The 15,706-nt window shown below is 73.2% G+C and carries 8 protein-coding genes; 6 read left to right on the plus strand and 2 right to left on the minus strand.

The window, feature by feature from the left end; genetic code table 11:
• The first annotated feature begins 2 nt into the window (after window positions 1-2).
• The 3 genes from HB370_RS33830 (at window position 3) to HB370_RS33840 (ending at window position 12,127) form a co-directional block, all read left to right on the plus strand.
• Window positions 3-10,427 carry a non-ribosomal peptide synthetase gene (locus HB370_RS33830; RefSeq protein WP_244406065.1) on the plus strand — a complete coding sequence of 3,475 codons (10,425 nt, stop codon included), beginning with the start codon at window positions 3-5 and terminating at the stop codon, window positions 10,425-10,427.
• Between the two features lie 84 nt (window positions 10,428-10,511).
• Window positions 10,512-10,718 carry an MbtH family NRPS accessory protein gene (locus HB370_RS33835; RefSeq protein WP_030791634.1) on the plus strand — a complete coding sequence of 69 codons (207 nt, stop codon included), beginning with the start codon at window positions 10,512-10,514 and terminating at the stop codon, window positions 10,716-10,718.
• 74 nt (window positions 10,719-10,792) lie between these two features.
• Window positions 10,793-12,127 carry an MFS transporter gene (locus HB370_RS33840; RefSeq protein ID WP_063766450.1) on the plus strand — a complete coding sequence of 445 codons (1,335 nt, stop codon included), beginning with the start codon at window positions 10,793-10,795 and terminating at the stop codon, window positions 12,125-12,127.
• A gap of 91 nt (window positions 12,128-12,218) precedes the next feature.
• Here HB370_RS33840 and HB370_RS33845 read toward each other — a convergent pair whose 3' ends face one another.
• A complete protein-coding gene (locus tag HB370_RS33845) occupies window positions 12,219-12,692 on the minus strand; it encodes a hypothetical protein (RefSeq protein WP_051816118.1) in 474 nt (157 codons plus the stop codon).
• Window positions 12,693-13,143: 451 nt separating this feature from the next.
• Window positions 13,144-14,118: a helix-turn-helix transcriptional regulator gene (locus tag HB370_RS33850; protein WP_244405730.1), complete on the minus strand. Its 975-nt coding sequence runs from the start codon at window positions 14,116-14,118 to the stop codon at window positions 13,144-13,146.
• 320 nt (window positions 14,119-14,438) lie between these two features.
• Here HB370_RS33850 and HB370_RS33855 point away from each other — a divergent pair, with 320 nt between their 5' ends.
• The 3 genes from HB370_RS33855 to HB370_RS33865 all read left to right on the plus strand — a co-directional run bounded on the left by HB370_RS33855 (window position 14,439) and on the right by HB370_RS33865 (window position 15,702).
• Window positions 14,439-14,663, plus strand: a complete 225-nt coding sequence (locus HB370_RS33855; RefSeq protein ID WP_030791623.1) for a hypothetical protein — start codon at window positions 14,439-14,441, stop codon at window positions 14,661-14,663.
• A 246-nt stretch (window positions 14,664-14,909) separates the two neighbouring features.
• Entirely contained in the window at window positions 14,910-15,152 is a 243-nt protein-coding gene (locus tag HB370_RS33860) for a helix-turn-helix transcriptional regulator (RefSeq protein WP_051816117.1), read from the plus strand.
• A gap of 280 nt (window positions 15,153-15,432) precedes the next feature.
• The gene (locus tag HB370_RS33865) at window positions 15,433-15,702 is read left to right on the plus strand and encodes a hypothetical protein (protein ID WP_157855645.1); all 270 of its coding nucleotides are present in this window, start codon (window positions 15,433-15,435) and stop codon (window positions 15,700-15,702) included.
• The last annotated feature ends 4 nt before the right edge of the window (window positions 15,703-15,706 follow it).

Consider the following 15,706-nt stretch of genomic DNA (forward strand, 5'->3'; position numbering starts at 1 on the left):
CCATGCAGGACAGCCGACTGACCGACGCACCGACCGACGCACGGCTCGCGGCCGCCCGCGAACTGCTGCGACGCCGCGTCCGGGAGGCCCGCGACGGGCAGACCGCCCGCCCGGACTCCGTCATTCCCACGGGCCCGGCCGAACCCGTCGCGTCCTTCGGCCAGGAACAGCTCTGGCTGACCGACCGCATCCTCGGTGACACGGCCGGCTACGTCGTGCCCGAACTGCTGCGGCTGCGCGGCCCGCTGGACGCCGACCGGCTGCGGCACGCCCTGACCACCGTCGTCCGCCGTCACGAGCCGCTGCGTACCGTCTTCGAGGACCACGACGGCGCCGCCCGCCCGGTCGTCCTGCCGCCCGACGACGTACCGCTGCCTGTGCGCGACCTGCGCGGCACCGACCCCGCCGACCGCGAACGGCTGGGCCTGGAGACGGCCGTGGAGGAGGCCCGCAGGCCCTTCGACCTGGCGTCCGGGCCGCTGCTGCGGGCCCTGCTCGTCCGCCTCGCCGACGACGACCACCTCTTCCTGCTGACGGTCCATCACATAGCCACCGACGGCTGGTCGATGACCCTGCTGTGGAAGGAACTGGCCGCCGCCTACCGCGCCCCGGCCCCCGGTGCCGCACCGCTGCCCGCCCTGCCGGTCGCCTACCGGGACTGGGCCCACTGGCAGCGGCAGCGCTTCGACCGGGGCGAACTCGACGGTTCCCTGCGGTACTGGGAGGAGCGGCTCGGCGGCCTCACCCCGCTGGAACTGCCCGCCGACCGCCCGCGCCCGGCCGCCCGCAGCGGCCGGGGTCGCAGCGTCGACTTCACGCTCACCCCCGAACTGTCCGACCGGCTACGGCAGCTGGCGCGCGAGGCGGACGCCACCGTCTTCATGGTGCTCACGGCAGGCTTCCAGGCCCTGCTGGCCCGCTGGAGCGGCCGGTCCGACATCGCGGTGGGCACCCCCGTGGCCGGCCGCGATCGGATGGAACTGGAGCCGCTGATCGGCTTCTTCGTCAACGCCGTGGTCCTGCGCACCGAGATCCCCGCGACCCTCACCTTCCAGGACCTGCTGAAGCAGGTACGGCAGGTCACGCTCGACGCCCACCAGCACCAGGAGGTGCCGTTCGGCCACCTCGTCGAGCGGCTGCGGCCGGAGCGGAGCCTCGACCGCAACCCGCTGGTGCAGGTCATGATCGCCGCCGCCGACGACGAGACCGGCGGCTTGGACCTCCCCGGCGTCACCGCCGAACGCGTGCCCGCGGACTTCGGCGGTGCCCAGTTCGACCTGAACCTCTTCGTGACCGAGCGCCCCGACACCTGCGCGGGCTCCCTCGTCTTCGACACCGACCTGTTCGACCAGGACACCGCCGAACGCCTCGTCGCCCACTACCTCCGCCTGCTGGAGAGCGCCGCCGCGGCCCCCGGCCGGCCACTGGGCGAGCTGGACCTGCTGTCCGACGAGGAGCGTCATCGTGTCCTGTGTGAGTGGAATGACACCGGGCATCCGGTGCCCGGGGGTACGTTGGTCGACTTGTTCGAGCGGCAGGTGGCCTGTTCCGCGGATCGGGTGGCGGTCGTTTTCGAGGGTGAGGCGCTCACTTACGGTGAGCTGGATGCCCGTGCTGATCGTCTGGCCGTGTGTTTGCGGGCTCGGGGTGCGGGTCCCGAGGGGATCGTGGCCGTGGCCCTGCACCGCTCGGCGGAGATGGTGGTCGCGTTGCTGGCGGTGCTGAAGTCGGGTGCCGCTTATCTGCCGGTGGATCCCGGGCTGCCGGCCGACCGTGTCGCTCACATGCTGTCCGATGCGGCTCCGGCTCTGGTGATCACGGATGGGGTCACTGCCGCCGTACTGCCCGACGCCCCGGCGGTACCGCGTCTGCTGCTGGATGTGCCGGACATGTCTGATGGGGCGGGCGGTCAGGCAGATCTGGGTGTCGTGCGGGTGGGTGTCCCGTCTCGTCCGGTTGGTTCTCATCCTGCTTATGTGATCTATACGTCTGGGTCTACTGGTCGTCCCAAGGGTGTGGTGGTGTCGCATGATGCGATCGTGAACCGGTTGGCGTGGATGCAGGGTGTTTACCGGCTCGATGGGACGGACCGGGTGTTGCAGAAGACGCCGTTCGGGTTCGATGTTTCGGTGTGGGAGTTCTTCTGGCCGTTGTTGGAGGGTGCGACGCTGGTTGTGGCGCGGCCTGAGGGGCATAAGGATCCGGCTTATCTGGCCCGGGTCATTCGGGAAGAGCGCATCACGACGGTTCATTTCGTGCCTTCGATGCTTGCGGCTTTTCTGGAGGAGCCGTCCGTGGTCGGCTGTCGTTCGCTGCGTCGGGTGGTGTGTAGTGGTGAGGCGTTGTCGGAGCAGACGCAGAACCGGTTCCTCGAGTTGGTCGGTGTTCCTCTGTACAACTTGTACGGGCCGACTGAGGCCGCGGTTGATGTGACGTACTGGGAGTGCCGTCCGGGGGCTGGTGCGGTGCCGATCGGCCGGCCTATATGGAATACCCGTCTTTATGTTCTTGACGGGGAGCAGCGGCCTGTTCCGGTGGGTGTGCCGGGGGAGTTGTATCTCGCGGGGGTGGGTCTGGCTCGTGGTTATCTGAACCGGCCTGGTCTGACGGCGGAGCGTTTCCTGCCGGATCCTTTCGGTTCGCCTGGTTCCCGGATGTACCGTACGGGGGATCTGGTCCGGTGGCGTGCGGACGGGGTGGTGGAGTATCTCGGTCGTACCGATGATCAGGTGAAGATCCATGGGTTCCGGATCGAGCTCGGTGAGATCGATGCCGTGCTGGCCAGGGTGGCGGGTGTGGCCCGTAGTGCGGTGATCGTGCGGGAGGACGTTCCCGGGGAGCGTCGTCTGGTCGGGTACGTTGTCGCGGAGCCGGGTGCGGTGTGTTCTCCGGATGCCGTGCGTGAGGCCCTGGCGGCGACCCTGCCTGAGTACATGGTTCCGGCTGTGGTGGTCGTCGACGACCTGCCGGTCACCCCCAACGGCAAGCTCGACCGCAAGGCGCTGCCGGCTCCCGCGGCCCCGACTGCCGTGTACGCGCCGCCCGCCACCGAGACGGAGGAACTCGTCGCCGCCGTGTGGGCCGAGGTCCTGGGCCTCGAACGCGCCGGACGCCACGACGACTTCTTCACCCTCGGCGGACACTCGCTGCGTGCCACCCGAGCGGTGTCCCGGCTGAGCGCACGCCTGGGCACCGGGATCCCGCTGCGGACCCTGTTCGAGCACCCCGTCCTGTACCGGTTCGCCGCCGCGGTCGACGCCCTCCTCGCCCCCGCTGCCCCCGTCGCTCCCGCCGGCCGGGACAGCGCGCTCACCCGCCGCCCCGACGGCCCGGCCGCGCCGCTGTCGTACGCCCAGCGGCGGCTGTGGTTCCTCGACCAACTCCAGCCCGGACGGCCCGACTACAACATCCCCGTCGTGGTCCGCCTCGACGGTCACCTCGACACCGCCGCCCTGACCGGCGCCCTCGACCTGATCGTCCGCCGCCACGAGGTGCTGCGCTCCCGGATCACCGCCGACGGCGGACGCCTCGTCCAGGTCGTCGAGCCGCCCCATGTCTTCACCACCGCGTACACCGACCTCACCGCCCTGCCCGCGGACCGGGCCGAGGACGAGGCGGTCGGCCTCGCCCGCACCGACGCCGCCACCCCCTTCGACCTGACCGCCGCACCCCTGCTGCGCGCCCGCATCGTGCGCCTCGCCGAGGACGGCCACCTGCTGGTCCTCGTCCTGCACCACACCGTCGCCGACGGCTGGTCGCTGCCCGTCCTGTGGCGGGAACTGTCCGCCGGCTACGCCGCACTCGTCCGCGGTGTCTCCCCGGACCTCCCCGAACTCCCCGTCCAGTACGCCGACTTCGCCCACTGGCAGCAACAGCGCATGGACGCCGACGGCTTCGCCGCCGAGCTGGACCACTGGCGGGCCGAACTCACCGGCACGGCCCCGCTGGAACTGCCCACCGACCGGCCCCGCCCGCGCGTCCGCACCGGCCACGGCGACACCCTCACCTTCCAGCTGCCTCCCGACCTGCGCGACGGCCTGACGGCGCTTGGCAAGGAGCACGGCGGCACCCTCTTCATGGTGCTGCTCGCGGGCTTCAAGACCCTGCTCGCCCGCTGGACCGGCCAGACCGACGTGGCGGTCGGCACCCCCATCGCCGGCCGCGGCCGGATCGAGCTGGAACCTCTGATCGGCTTCTTCGTCAACACCCTCGTCCTGCGCACCGACCTCTCCGGCGACCCGTCCTTCCAGGAGCTGCTGACCCGCGTACGGGACACCGCCCTGGCCGCCTACGACCACCAGGACCTCCCCTTCGACCGGCTCGTGGAGGAACTGAGCCCGGACCGCGACCTCAGCCGCAACCCCCTGTTCGACGTGCTGTTCCAGCTCCACCCCGAACAGCTCGACACCCTCCCCCTGGACGGTGTGTCGGTGCGGACCGTGGACGTGGACAACGGCACCGCCAAGTTCGACCTGAGCCTCGCCGTCACCGAACTCCCCGACGGACTGCTCGGCACCCTGCAGTACGCCACCGACCTCTTCGACCGCGCCACCGTGGAGCGCTTCGCCGAACACTACGTACGGCTCCTGCGCGACGCCCTGGCCGACCCCGCCCGCCGGCTGTCCCGCCTGGACCTGCTCACCCCGGAGGAGTCGTCGGCCCTCCACGCCCTGCCACCGGCCCCGCAGGCGGCCGCGGCCACCCTGCACGGGCTGGTCGAGCGACAGGCCCGCCGCACCCCCGACGCCATAGCGGTGACGTACGGTCGCGAACACCTCACCTACGCCGAGCTGGACCGGCGCGCCAACCAGGTCGCCCACGCCGTGCGGGAACGCGGCGCCGGCCGCGGCGACACCGTCGCGGTGCTGATGCCGCGCTCCGCGGAGACGGTCGTCGCGGTCCTCGCCGTGCTCAAGGCGGGCGCCGCCTACGTACCGGTCGACCCCGGCCACCCCGCCGAGCGGATCCGCACCGTCCTCGACGACAGCGGGGCCGCCCTCGTCCTCGTACAGGGCGACACGGCCGCCGTACCGGACGGGACGCCCGTGCTCGACCTGGACCGGGAACGCGCCCGCACCGCCGCCCTCCCGGACACTGACCCGGGCGTACCGACAGGCCCCGACGACCTCGCGTACGTCCTCTACACCTCCGGTTCCACCGGCCGCCCCAAGGGCGTGGCCGTCCGGCACGGCGGCATCACCGGCTACCTCGCCTATCTCACCGGCACCTTCGCGCTGGACGAGCGGGACGTGGTCCTCGCCCGCACCGCCCTCACCTTCGACCCCTCCGTCCGCGACCTGTTCGCCCCCCTGAGCACCGGCGCCCGCGCGGTCGTCGCCTCCGACGACGAGGCCCGCGACCCCCGGGCACTCCTCGCCCTGATGGAGGAGGAGCACGTCACCGCCGTCCTGTCCATCGTGCCCTCCATGCTCGGCGAACTCGCCGCCACCGCCTCCGGCCCGCTGAACGCCCCGCCGCGGCTGGTGATGACCACCGGCGAGGCCCTCACCCCCGACTGCGCACGCGACGTGCGCCGCCTCGGCGAAGGCATCCGGCTGATCAACCAGTACGGGCCCACGGAGTGCACCAACACCTCCACCTACCACCCCGTCACCGACGAGGACGTCGACAGCGGTCGCATCCCCATCGGCCGCCCCATCCCCGGCGTCCGCTGCCTCGTCCTCGGGGACCACCTCGAACCGGTGCCGACCGGAGCCGTCGGAGAACTGTTCATCGCCGGACCCGGCGTCGCCCGCGGCTACCTCGGCGACCCGGCCCGCACCGCCGCCGCCTACCTCCCCGACCCCTACGGACCAGCCGGCAGCCGGATGTACCGCACCGGCGACCTGGTGCGCCGCCGTGCCGACGGCGTCCTGGAGTTCCACGGCCGCCGGGACAACCAGATCAAGATCCGCGGCCACCGCATCGAACTGGGCGAGGTCGAGGCGGCCATGGTCCGCCACCCCGACGTGGAGAGGGCCGTCGCGGCCGCCCACGGCGAGGGCGCCGACCGGCAACTCGTCGGCTACGTCGTCCGGCACACCCCCGGCGAGCCCACCGCCCTGCGCGACTTCCTGCGCACCGCCCTGCCCGATGTGATGGTGCCGTCCGTCCTCGTCGAACTGGACGCCCTGCCGCTGCTGCCCAACGGCAAGGTGAACCGGGCGGCCCTGCCCGCCCCCGACCGCACGCGCCCGGACCGCCCCCACACCGCGCCGCGCACCGGACTGGAGCGCACCGTGGCCGACGTGTGGGCGGAGGTGCTCGACCGCGGCCGCGTCGGCGCGCACGACCAGTTCTTCGAACTCGGCGGCCACTCCCTGAAGGCGGCCCGCATGGTCTCCCGGCTGCGGGACGTGCTCGGCCGCGAGATACCGCTGCACCTGCTGTTCCAGCACCCGGTGCTGGCGGACTTCGCCCGCGCCCTCCAAGGCGCCGACCGGGCCGCCACCGGGATCGCACCTCTCCCCGAGGGCCCCGCGCCGCTGTCCTTCGGGCAGCAGCGACTGTGGCTGCTCGACCAACTACAGCCGGGACGGCCCGACTACAACATGCCGGCCGCCGTACGCTTCACCGGCCCGCTCGACCAGGACGCCGCCGAAACCGCCCTGCGCGACGTGGTGCGGCGGCACGAGGTCCTGCGCTCCCGTATCGTCCTCGGCCCCGACGGCCCCTGCCAGGTCACCGAACCCGTCGGCACTTTCGTCCCCGAACGGGACGACCTGACCGCCCTCGGCCGCGACCGGGCCGAGGCCCGCGCCATGGAGCTCGCGGAGGCCGACGCCGCCCGGCCGTTCGACCTCACCCGGGCGCCCCTGCTGCGCGCCCGCCTGATCCGGCTGGGCCCCGAGGAGCACCTGCTCGTCGTGGTCGTCCACCACCTCGCCTTCGACGGCTGGTCGGCCGGAGTCTTCTGGTCGGAGTTCCACGCCGCTTACCGGGCCGCGCTCTCTCTTGGCCCCGCGCCCGTCCCGCCGGCCGTCGGCTACCGGGACTTCGCCGCCTGGCAGCGCGAACGCCTCACCGGCGCCCTCCTGGACGGCCAACTCGCCTACTGGCGTGAACGCCTCACCGGTACGCCCCCGCTGGAGCTGCCCACCGACCACCCGCGCCCGGCCACCCCCTCCGGACGCGGCGACCAGGTCGACTTCACGCTCCCCGCACCACTCCTGGACGGCCTGCGCGCCGTCGGGCAGCGGCGGAACGCCACCCTGTTCATGGTGCTGCTGGCCGGCTTCCAGGCCCTGCTCGCCCGCTGGTCCGGCGGCACGGACATCGCCGTCGGCGCGCCCATCGCCGGCCGGGACCGGGCCGAACTGGAACCCCTGATCGGCTTCTTCGTCAACACCCTCGTCCTGCGCACCGACCTGTCCGGGAACCCCTCCTTCGACGACCTCGTCTCCCGCGCCCGGGAGACCGCTCTCGGCGCCTACGCCCACCAGGACGTCCCCTTCGAACGGCTGGTGGAGGAGGTGCAGCCGGAGCGTGACCTCAGCCGCCACCCGCTGTTCCAGGTCATGCTGGTCCTCAACGACGACACCGCGCCCCCGCCCCGCTTCCCCGACCTCACCACCGAAGCCGTGACGCTCAGCAACGGCGGCGCCAAGTTCGACCTGTCCCTGTACCTCACGGAGGGCACCGAAGGACTCCACGGCCACGTCGTGTTCGCCGCGGACCTCTTCGAGAAACCGACCGTCGTACGGATGATGCGGTCCTTCGAGCGGCTCCTCGAAGCGGCCGTGGCCGCGCCCGGCCGCCCGTTCGGCGAACTGGACCTGCTGGACACCGCCGAGCACGACCACCTCGTCCACACCCTCAACGACACGGCCGTACCGCTGCCCGACGACACCCTCCACGCCCTGATCGCCCGGCAGGCGGCCCGCACCCCCGGTGCCACCGCGGTCCGCGACGAGCGGCGGAGCCTGACCTACGCCGAACTCGACGAGCGGGCCGAACGCCTGGCGGCCGTGCTGCGCGCGCGGGGCGCCGGGCCCGGCTCGGCGGTCGCCGTGGCCGTGGAACGGTCGGTGGACCTGCCCGTATCCCTGCTGGGCGTCCTGAAGACCGGCGCGGCGTACGTCCCGGTCGACAGCTCCTACCCCCGGGACCGGGTCGAGTTGATGGTCGCCGACAGCGGTGCGCGTGTGCTCCTCACCAGCGCCGGAACCATGGACGGGGCCCAGCTGCCGGACGGGGTGGAGACCCTGCGGGTGGAGGACGCGACGACGGGGTCCGGGCGGCCGGCCGGACCCACCGGCCCCGACACCTCCGCCGACGGCCTCGCGTACATCATCTACACCTCCGGCTCCACCGGTCGCCCCAAGGGCGTGATGGTCCCGCACCGCGGCGTCGTGAACTTCGCCCTCGACATGATCGGCCGGCTGGAGATCACCGAGGGGGACGTCGTCGCCGCGGTGACCACCGCCTCGTTCGACATCGCCGTCATGGAACTGCTGGTGCCGTTCGTGGCCGGGGCCACCGTCCAGGTGATCGACCGCGACACCGCCCGCGACGGCAGCAGGCTCGCCAGGGCACTGGACCGGTCCGCGGTCTCCCTCGTCCAGGCGACCCCGGCCACGTGGCACCTCCTCATGCAGGCCGGCTGGCGGGCCCCGCACGTCCGCGCCCTGTGCGGCGGCGAGGCACTGCCCCCCGTCCTCGCCGAACGCCTGCGCGCCGCCGTCGGCAGCGTGTGGAACGTCTACGGCCCCACAGAGACGACCATCTGGTCCACCGCGCACCGGCTGACCGACGAGGCCCCGGGCCGCCCCGTGCCGATCGGCCGGCCCCTCGCCAACACCCGCGTGCACGTCCTCGACGAGCACCTGCGGCCGGTCCCGGCCGGCGTCTACGGCGAGCTGTACATCGCCGGCGACGGTGTCGTACGGGGCTACGCGGGACGGCCCTCGCTCACCGCCGAGCGCTTCCTGCCGGACCCCTACGCGGCACCCGGCAGCCGCATGTACCGCACCGGGGACATCGTCCGGCGCCTGCCCGACGGCACCCTGGAGTACCGCGGCCGGGGCGACGGACAGGTCAAGGTGCGCGGCCACCGCATCGAACTCGGCGAGATCGAGACCGCGTTGGCCCGCCTGCCGGAGGTCGCCGAGGCGGCGGTCGCCGTCCGCGGCACCGGAGTGGACGCGATCCTGGTCGGCTACGTGGTGTGGGACGGGCCCGCCGGTGACGTCGTCCGACTGGGCGAGGCCCTGCGGGAGTCGCTGCCGGCGTTCATGGTCCCGTCCGTGATCGTGGAGTTCGGCGCGCTGCCGCTCACTCCCAACGGCAAGCTCGACCGCAAGGCCCTGCCGACGGTGGACCCGGCCGCGGCGCGGCACGACCTGCTGCTGCCTCGCGACGCACTGGAACTGCGGATGGCCCGCATCTGGGAACAGGTCCTCGACGTGCGGCCGCTCGGTGTGCGGGACGACTTCTTCGCCCTCGGCGGCCACTCCCTCAAGGCGTTCGAGCTGATCGCCGCGGTCCGTGAGGAGATGGGCATCGAGCTGCCGCTCCACATGGTCTTCCGCAAGCCGACCGTGGAACTGCTCTGCGAGGCCCTGCCCGACGCCGGCGACGCCGCCGACCGGCTCGTGGTCCCGCTCGCCGACGGTGACCCGGAGCAGCCCCCGCTGTTCCTGGTCCACCCGCGTGGCGGCGACGCCTGCTGCTACCTCCCGCTCGCCGGGGCCCTCGGCGGCACCCGCCGGGTGTACGGGGTGGAGGCGCTCGGCTACAACACGCCCGACACGCCCCTGCGGCGTGTGGAGGACATGGCCGACCGGTACCTGACGGAGATCCGCGCGCTCGCTCCGCACGGCCCGTACCTGCTCGCCGGCTGGTCCTTCGGCGGGACGGTCGCGTACGAGATCGCCGCCCGGCTGGAGGCGGCGGGCGAGACGGTCGCCTTCTTCGGCGCCGTCGACACCGCCGCCCCCGGACTGGACGGCCGCCCCGACGACCCGGAGGCCCGGGGCGGCGCGGACGGCGATCCGGACATCGTCCGGTACGGTGTCGCGGCCGGTCTCGACGCCGGGGAGATCCGCGGGCTGGACGAGGACGCCCTGATCGAGGCCCTGGTGCACCGAGGCCACGAGCGGGGCAGTCTGCCCCGCCGGACCCGTACCGACGCCCTGCGGCGGATGCTGAGGGTCGCCGGGGCCAACGGCGAGGCGGCCGCGGCCTACCGTCCCGGCTCCGTCCTGCGGACCGACGTCCGGCTGTTCACGGTCGCCGAGCGGCACGCGAAACTGGACACCCCGCTGGTCGACACCGCCGCCTGGGCCGCGCACACCCGCGGACGGGTCCACACCATCCCCGTGCCCGGCAACCACCACACCCTCCTCGACCCCCCGCACGGAGCCGTCCTCGCGGAGCGGCTGTCGGCCGCCCTGGACGAGGCGGTACGGAAGCCGGCCGCCCCCTGAACGCGCTGTCCGGCCCCCGGGGCCGGACGCGCCACGACCCCACCGAGTAACCCACTGAAACCCCTGACACCGAAGGAGCACCTCATGAACGCCGCCGCGGCACAGGAATGGACCGTCGTCGTCAACGACGAGGAGCAGTACTCCCTCTGGGCCGCCGACCGGGAGATCCCGGCCGGCTGGCGGGAGAGCGGGATGCGCGGCAGCAGGGAGGACTGCCTGGCCCACATCGACCGGGTGTGGACCGACATGCGCCCCCTCAGCCTGCGCCGCACGATGGACGCCACCGCCTGACCCCCGTCGCACCCCGCCGTCCGTGCCCGGCGTTCCACGCCGGGCACGGCCCCTTTCCCAGGAGTACGACGCCCATGAACAGACGCGTGCCACTGCTGACGCTGGTCGTGGTGACCGCCCTCTCGTCGGCCGGGACCGCCGCGAGCATGCTCGCCTTCCCCTGGTTCGTCCTGCGGAGCACCGGAAGCGGGACCAGCACCGGGACGGTCGCGGCGGCCGAGACCGTCGGCCTGCTCTGCTCCGCCGTGCTCGCCGGCCCCCTCGTCGACCGCCTGCCCGCCCGCTCCGCCGGCGTCGCCGCGGACCTGCTGACCGCCCTCGCCCTCGGCCTCGTCCCCCTCCTGCACGGCACGACCGGACTGCCCCTGCCGGTCCTGGCCCTCCTCGCCCTGCTCACCGGCGTCTTCCGGGGGCCCGCGGACACCGCCAAGCAGGTGCTGGCGGTTGCCGCGATGCGCCGCGCCGGAACCCCGGTCGAACGCGGCACCAGCGCCATGGAGGGCGCCCGCCGTATCGGCCTCATGGCCGGCGCCCCGCTCGGGGGCGTCCTGGTCGCCGCCGTCGGCCCCGTGCTCACCCTCCTCACCGACGGAGCCGCCCTCCTGCTGTCCGCGCTCCTCGTCCTCGCTTTCCTGCCGGGCGAACCCCCGGCGCGCTCCGCCGACGAGGGCTCCTACGCCGCCCGCCTCCGCGAGGGCTTCGTCAGCCTGCGCGCCGACCGGCTGATGTGCGCCATGGTGGGGGTCCTGCTGGTCTCCAACGCCCTGGACAGCGGCCTCAACGCGGTCCTCTACCCGGCCTACGGCACCCGGGTGCTGCACAGCAGCTCGCTGCTCGGTGTGATGGTGACCGCGATCGGCGCCGGCGCGCTCGTCGGTACGGCCCTGCACGGCTGGCTCGGGCAGCGCTGGCCGCGCCGGAAGGTCTTCGTCGCCTGCTTCGTCCTGCTCGGCGCGCTGCGCTGCGTCCTGCTCGCCCAGGAGCCCACCCCCGCCCTGCTGCTGGGCGGCCTGGCCGTCTCCGGGATCGGGTCGGGCATCGTGAACCCGCTGATGATGTCCGTGGCGTACGAACGCGTCCCGGAGGCGGTGCGCGCCCGGGTCTTCGGGCTGATCGTCGCCTGCGCGCTGGCGGCGACCCCGCTGGGCGCGCTCGCCGCCGGAGTGCTCATCGACCGGCTGGACGTCCCGAGCGCGCTGCTGGTCTTCGCCGGGGTGTACGGGACGATCGCCCTGGCGCCGCTGATGTTCCCGGTGTGGCGGGAACTGGACGCGTCACGCCCGGACGGGTCTTGCCCGGACCCGGTGGGCCAAGCTGCCGGGGAGCAGGGGGCCGAGGCGCGAGAGGCCGGGGCGCACGGGGGCGCGGTGCGGGCCGCCGAGGGTCACCCGGCGAAGGCGAGGGGGTGACCGGCGCACGCGCGGGGGCGGCCCCCGTCACCGGAAGCCGCCCCCGCACGGACCCGGCGGACGCGGCAGACCTTCCCTTACGGCGGAAGCGTCACCACCTCGCTGGATGCAGTGCCAGCACCTGGAGTCTGCACGGGGTGTGCGCGGAGTCGAGGGAGTACACGAACCCGCGCGGCACGTACAGCGCCTCCCCGATCCGCAGCCTCAGCTCCAAAGTGTGTTCCGAAGCGGCGAAGCCCTGACCGGGGGGCAGCGGTCCGACCCGGCCGCGGCAACTGCCCCGCACGGGCAGCAGCACCAGATCGGTCGCGACCGTGTCGCCGTCACTGCGTCCGCCCACTGGCAGGGAGAGGGCCGAACTGGTCACCTCACAGCCAAGCAGGGTGCCCAAGGGCCCGGTGAGTCCGGGAAGTTCGCCGCTCGCGTCGGCCACCAGGTCATCGATGCCCTCCGGCCACACGAGCGCCGGACTCCGGTCGCGGTGGACCGACAGGCACAGCGCCAGGTCCCTGACGAAGCGGCCCGGGCCGGCCGCGGCGCCTTCGGAGACCGGTTCGAAGTCCACGTCCCACTCACACTCCCCGTCGCTGCGCCCTCTCCCCGTGCCGTGCCCGGGGCCGGGTGCCGGCCGCGGGGACCACACCGCATGCACGGCGGCTCCGCCTCGGTGGCGAGCGGGTGCCGGCATGCGGCGCGGCCGCGGCGCGGACAACCTGTCTCCGCGCACGGGACATCCGGGACGAGGGTGCCCGCTGTTCTTCCGCCACATGACCGCAGGGACCGGTGCGGTCCGCCGACCGGGTAACGCGCCTGCGCAGTTGAACTCTGGTGCATCGGAGGGCGTTCGGGAAGTCCCGGGACGGCGGTACCGCGCGCCCCGGGCGGGGCGGGGCGGGGCGCGCGGCGGAGACCGGAACAGGCGACGGCGGGGCGAGGCCTCGGGCGGGGGACGCGGGCCCGGGGCGCGGGTGCCGGCCGCGGGCCGGGGCTGCCAGGGGGAGGCGAGAGGGGGGGGGTCAGCCGGCCGGAGAGGTTTTCCCGCCGTCGTCGAGCAGACCTTGCCGGGCAGCGAGGACACCGGCCTGGAAGCGGCTCTCCGCCCCCAGCTGCTCCATGATGTCGGCGATGTGCTTGCGGGCCGTCCGCAGGGACATGCCGAGGCGGCGCGCGATGGTCTCGTCCTTCATTCCTGCCGCGAGCAGCCGCACGATGGTCCGGTCGATGTCCTTCGCGACGGCCTCCAGCCCGTCCGTCACCGCGTCCGAGAACGGTTCGGCGTGGGTCCAGTACTGCTCGAACAGCTCGCACAGGAAGTGCACGACCGAGGGTTCCCGGATCACCACGGCGCCCCAGCCGTCCCCCTGCTCCGGGATGAAGGCCACCTTCCGGTCGAAGACGATCAGGCGCCCGAACAGCTCGTGCGCGGTGCGGTACTCTGCGCCGAGTCCGGACGCCATGGCGACGTAGGCCTGGCTGGGCCCGTTGAAGCGCGCCGTGTGGTGGTACAGGGTGCGCATCCGCACGCCCCGGGACAGCATCTCCGTGTCGCGGGCCAAGGCCTCCTGGAGGGCGGCGGGCACCCGGTTCCCGCCCGGCTGGCTGGTCAGTATCTCCTCGGTGCACTCCGCGGAGGCCCGGTTGAGGGCGGCGCGCACCTCCTCCAGCCCGGGTATCAGTTCCAGGCCGACGGACCCTCGGCGCAGGCTGTCCAGGTAGTGGCCGCGCAGACTGGCGAACTGGTCGCGTATGCGGTGCAGCGCGGCCTGCTGGGCGCGGATCGACGTCTCCAGCGAGGTCGTGACCACCACTGCCACGAGGTCCGGATCGACCGGGCGCAGCCGGGCCGGATCGTCCACGTCCGCCTTTAACAGGCCCCGTTCGGTGAGCGCGGCGAGGGCCGCGTCGACCTCGGCCCGCCCCAGGTCCAGCTCCCGCGCCGCACGGTCCCGGTCGAGCCGCTCGTTTCTGACGACCCATTGGTACAGGGCCACTTCATGGTGCCCGGGGCCCGCGGACGGGTCCACGGACGATTCGCTGGAGGGGCCGGGGGAAGGACTGACGGAAGGGCCGGCGGAGGTGCTGATAGTCCCGGGTTCTCCAGTGATGTGCATTTCGTCTCCTGTTCGTCTTGCTGCGGGGCAGCTTGGTGAACGGCTCGGTCCATGGTGTGGCTGCCGGCGGCAGGCGAGCCTTGAGGCACCGGAAACCCGGACCGACCCGAGGTCCCGGGCCGGTTCCCCGCGGTGCTGAACTGTCGAAGCGTCGACACGTCGGCATCCTGAGACTTCGAAACACTAAGGAGCTACCCCCCATGAGGTCTCTGGCCGTTCACGCCCTTGTCCCCGTTGCCGCCGCCCTGGCCCTTGGTTCCACGTTCGCCGCCACGCCGTCCGCCTCCGAGAGATCCGAGATCAGGATCGTAGCCTCCGGGGCAGGGCTGGACGGCGACAGCGCCTGGGGCGGCCGACGCCCGACCACGGGTGACGGCGACAGCGGCTGGGGCGGGTACGTCGCTGCCCACGGCACCGGCGTCTGAGCGTCCGCGCACTCTCTTCGGGGCCGGGGCGGGCGCCGGCAACAGCGGCCGTCACGGCCACGGGTTCGCCCCTGCCGGGAAGACGTTCTGCGACAAGCAGCCGCTCAACAGCGGGACGAGCCGTCCCGGCATCGCCTCCCCGGGGGCGAACTCACCCCATGACCCCCACGAGCCCGAACACCCCAGACCGGACTGGGGTGCCTTGACGAAAGACGCAGAGACCTCCCCCGCGCGAAAGGCACACCCGTGAGCTCGACCGCCACCGACGTACTCGATCTGCTGAGCGCCCGCGAAATCGAATTGCTGGGCCACCTCGCGGAAGGGCACACCTACACCTCCATCGCCCGGCGCATGCACCTGAGCCCGCACACCGTCGACACCTATCTGCGCAGGATCCGCGGCAAGACGGGAGCCAGCAACCGGGCCCACCTCATGATCCTGGCTCTCCAGGTGACCCGAGTCGACGCCTCCAGGACGAACGACGTCTGACGGTTTGCCGTCGCCGTGGGGACGCCGTGCCGAAGGACGGGCGAGGCCGCACCGCTCGTCGCCGGTCTCGTCCTGGAGCCGTCTACGGGAGCGGATGATCGCGGGCCTGGCAGCGGTGGCCGCGGTGCCGGCCGGAGGGCGGGAGCAGCGCGATGCCGACTTCGCGCGGGCAGGCGCGGAATCCGTGGGAGCTGTGGGCCTTGTCGGCGACGGGCTGGTCGGTTCGGCGGCGGGCGGCTCAGGCCGGTGTGCGGCACCCGGGCCCGTTCCAGGAGGGGGCGTGCGCGGACCCGCTGTCGTCGCGGTGGCCGGTGTCGGCAGGATGGCGGGCGGCCGGCGCCGGCCGCCGCGGGCGAGGCGGATCGTGGTGGTCGGCGCTCGGACGCCGCGGGTGTGGGCGCGAGGGCCGGGGCCCGCTCGCAACGGCAGCGGCTCGGGGGCCGTGCTGGACGCCGTGGTCACGGGCGAACCGGCCGGCCTCGCAGGCCGACCGGTCAGCGCGTGCGGCGACAGCCCGTATCTGGTCGATTCCGGCTGCCCCGCCTCGTGAATCC

Origin of the sequence: Streptomyces sp. DSM 40868 (genome assembly GCF_011820545.1) — a bacterium.
Taxonomy (GTDB): Bacteria; Actinomycetota; Actinomycetes; order Streptomycetales; family Streptomycetaceae; genus Streptomyces; species Streptomyces eurythermus.

Coding starts and splice junctions, on each gene's coding strand:
- HB370_RS33830 (WP_244406065.1), top strand. CDS start 3: ATGCAGGACAGCCGACTGACCGACGCACCGACCGACGCACGGCTCGCG.
- HB370_RS33835 (WP_030791634.1), top strand. CDS start 10,512: ATGAACGCCGCCGCGGCACAGGAATGGACCGTCGTCGTCAACGACGAG.
- HB370_RS33840 (WP_063766450.1), top strand. CDS start 10,793: ATGAACAGACGCGTGCCACTGCTGACGCTGGTCGTGGTGACCGCCCTC.
- HB370_RS33855 (WP_030791623.1), top strand. CDS start 14,439: ATGAGGTCTCTGGCCGTTCACGCCCTTGTCCCCGTTGCCGCCGCCCTG.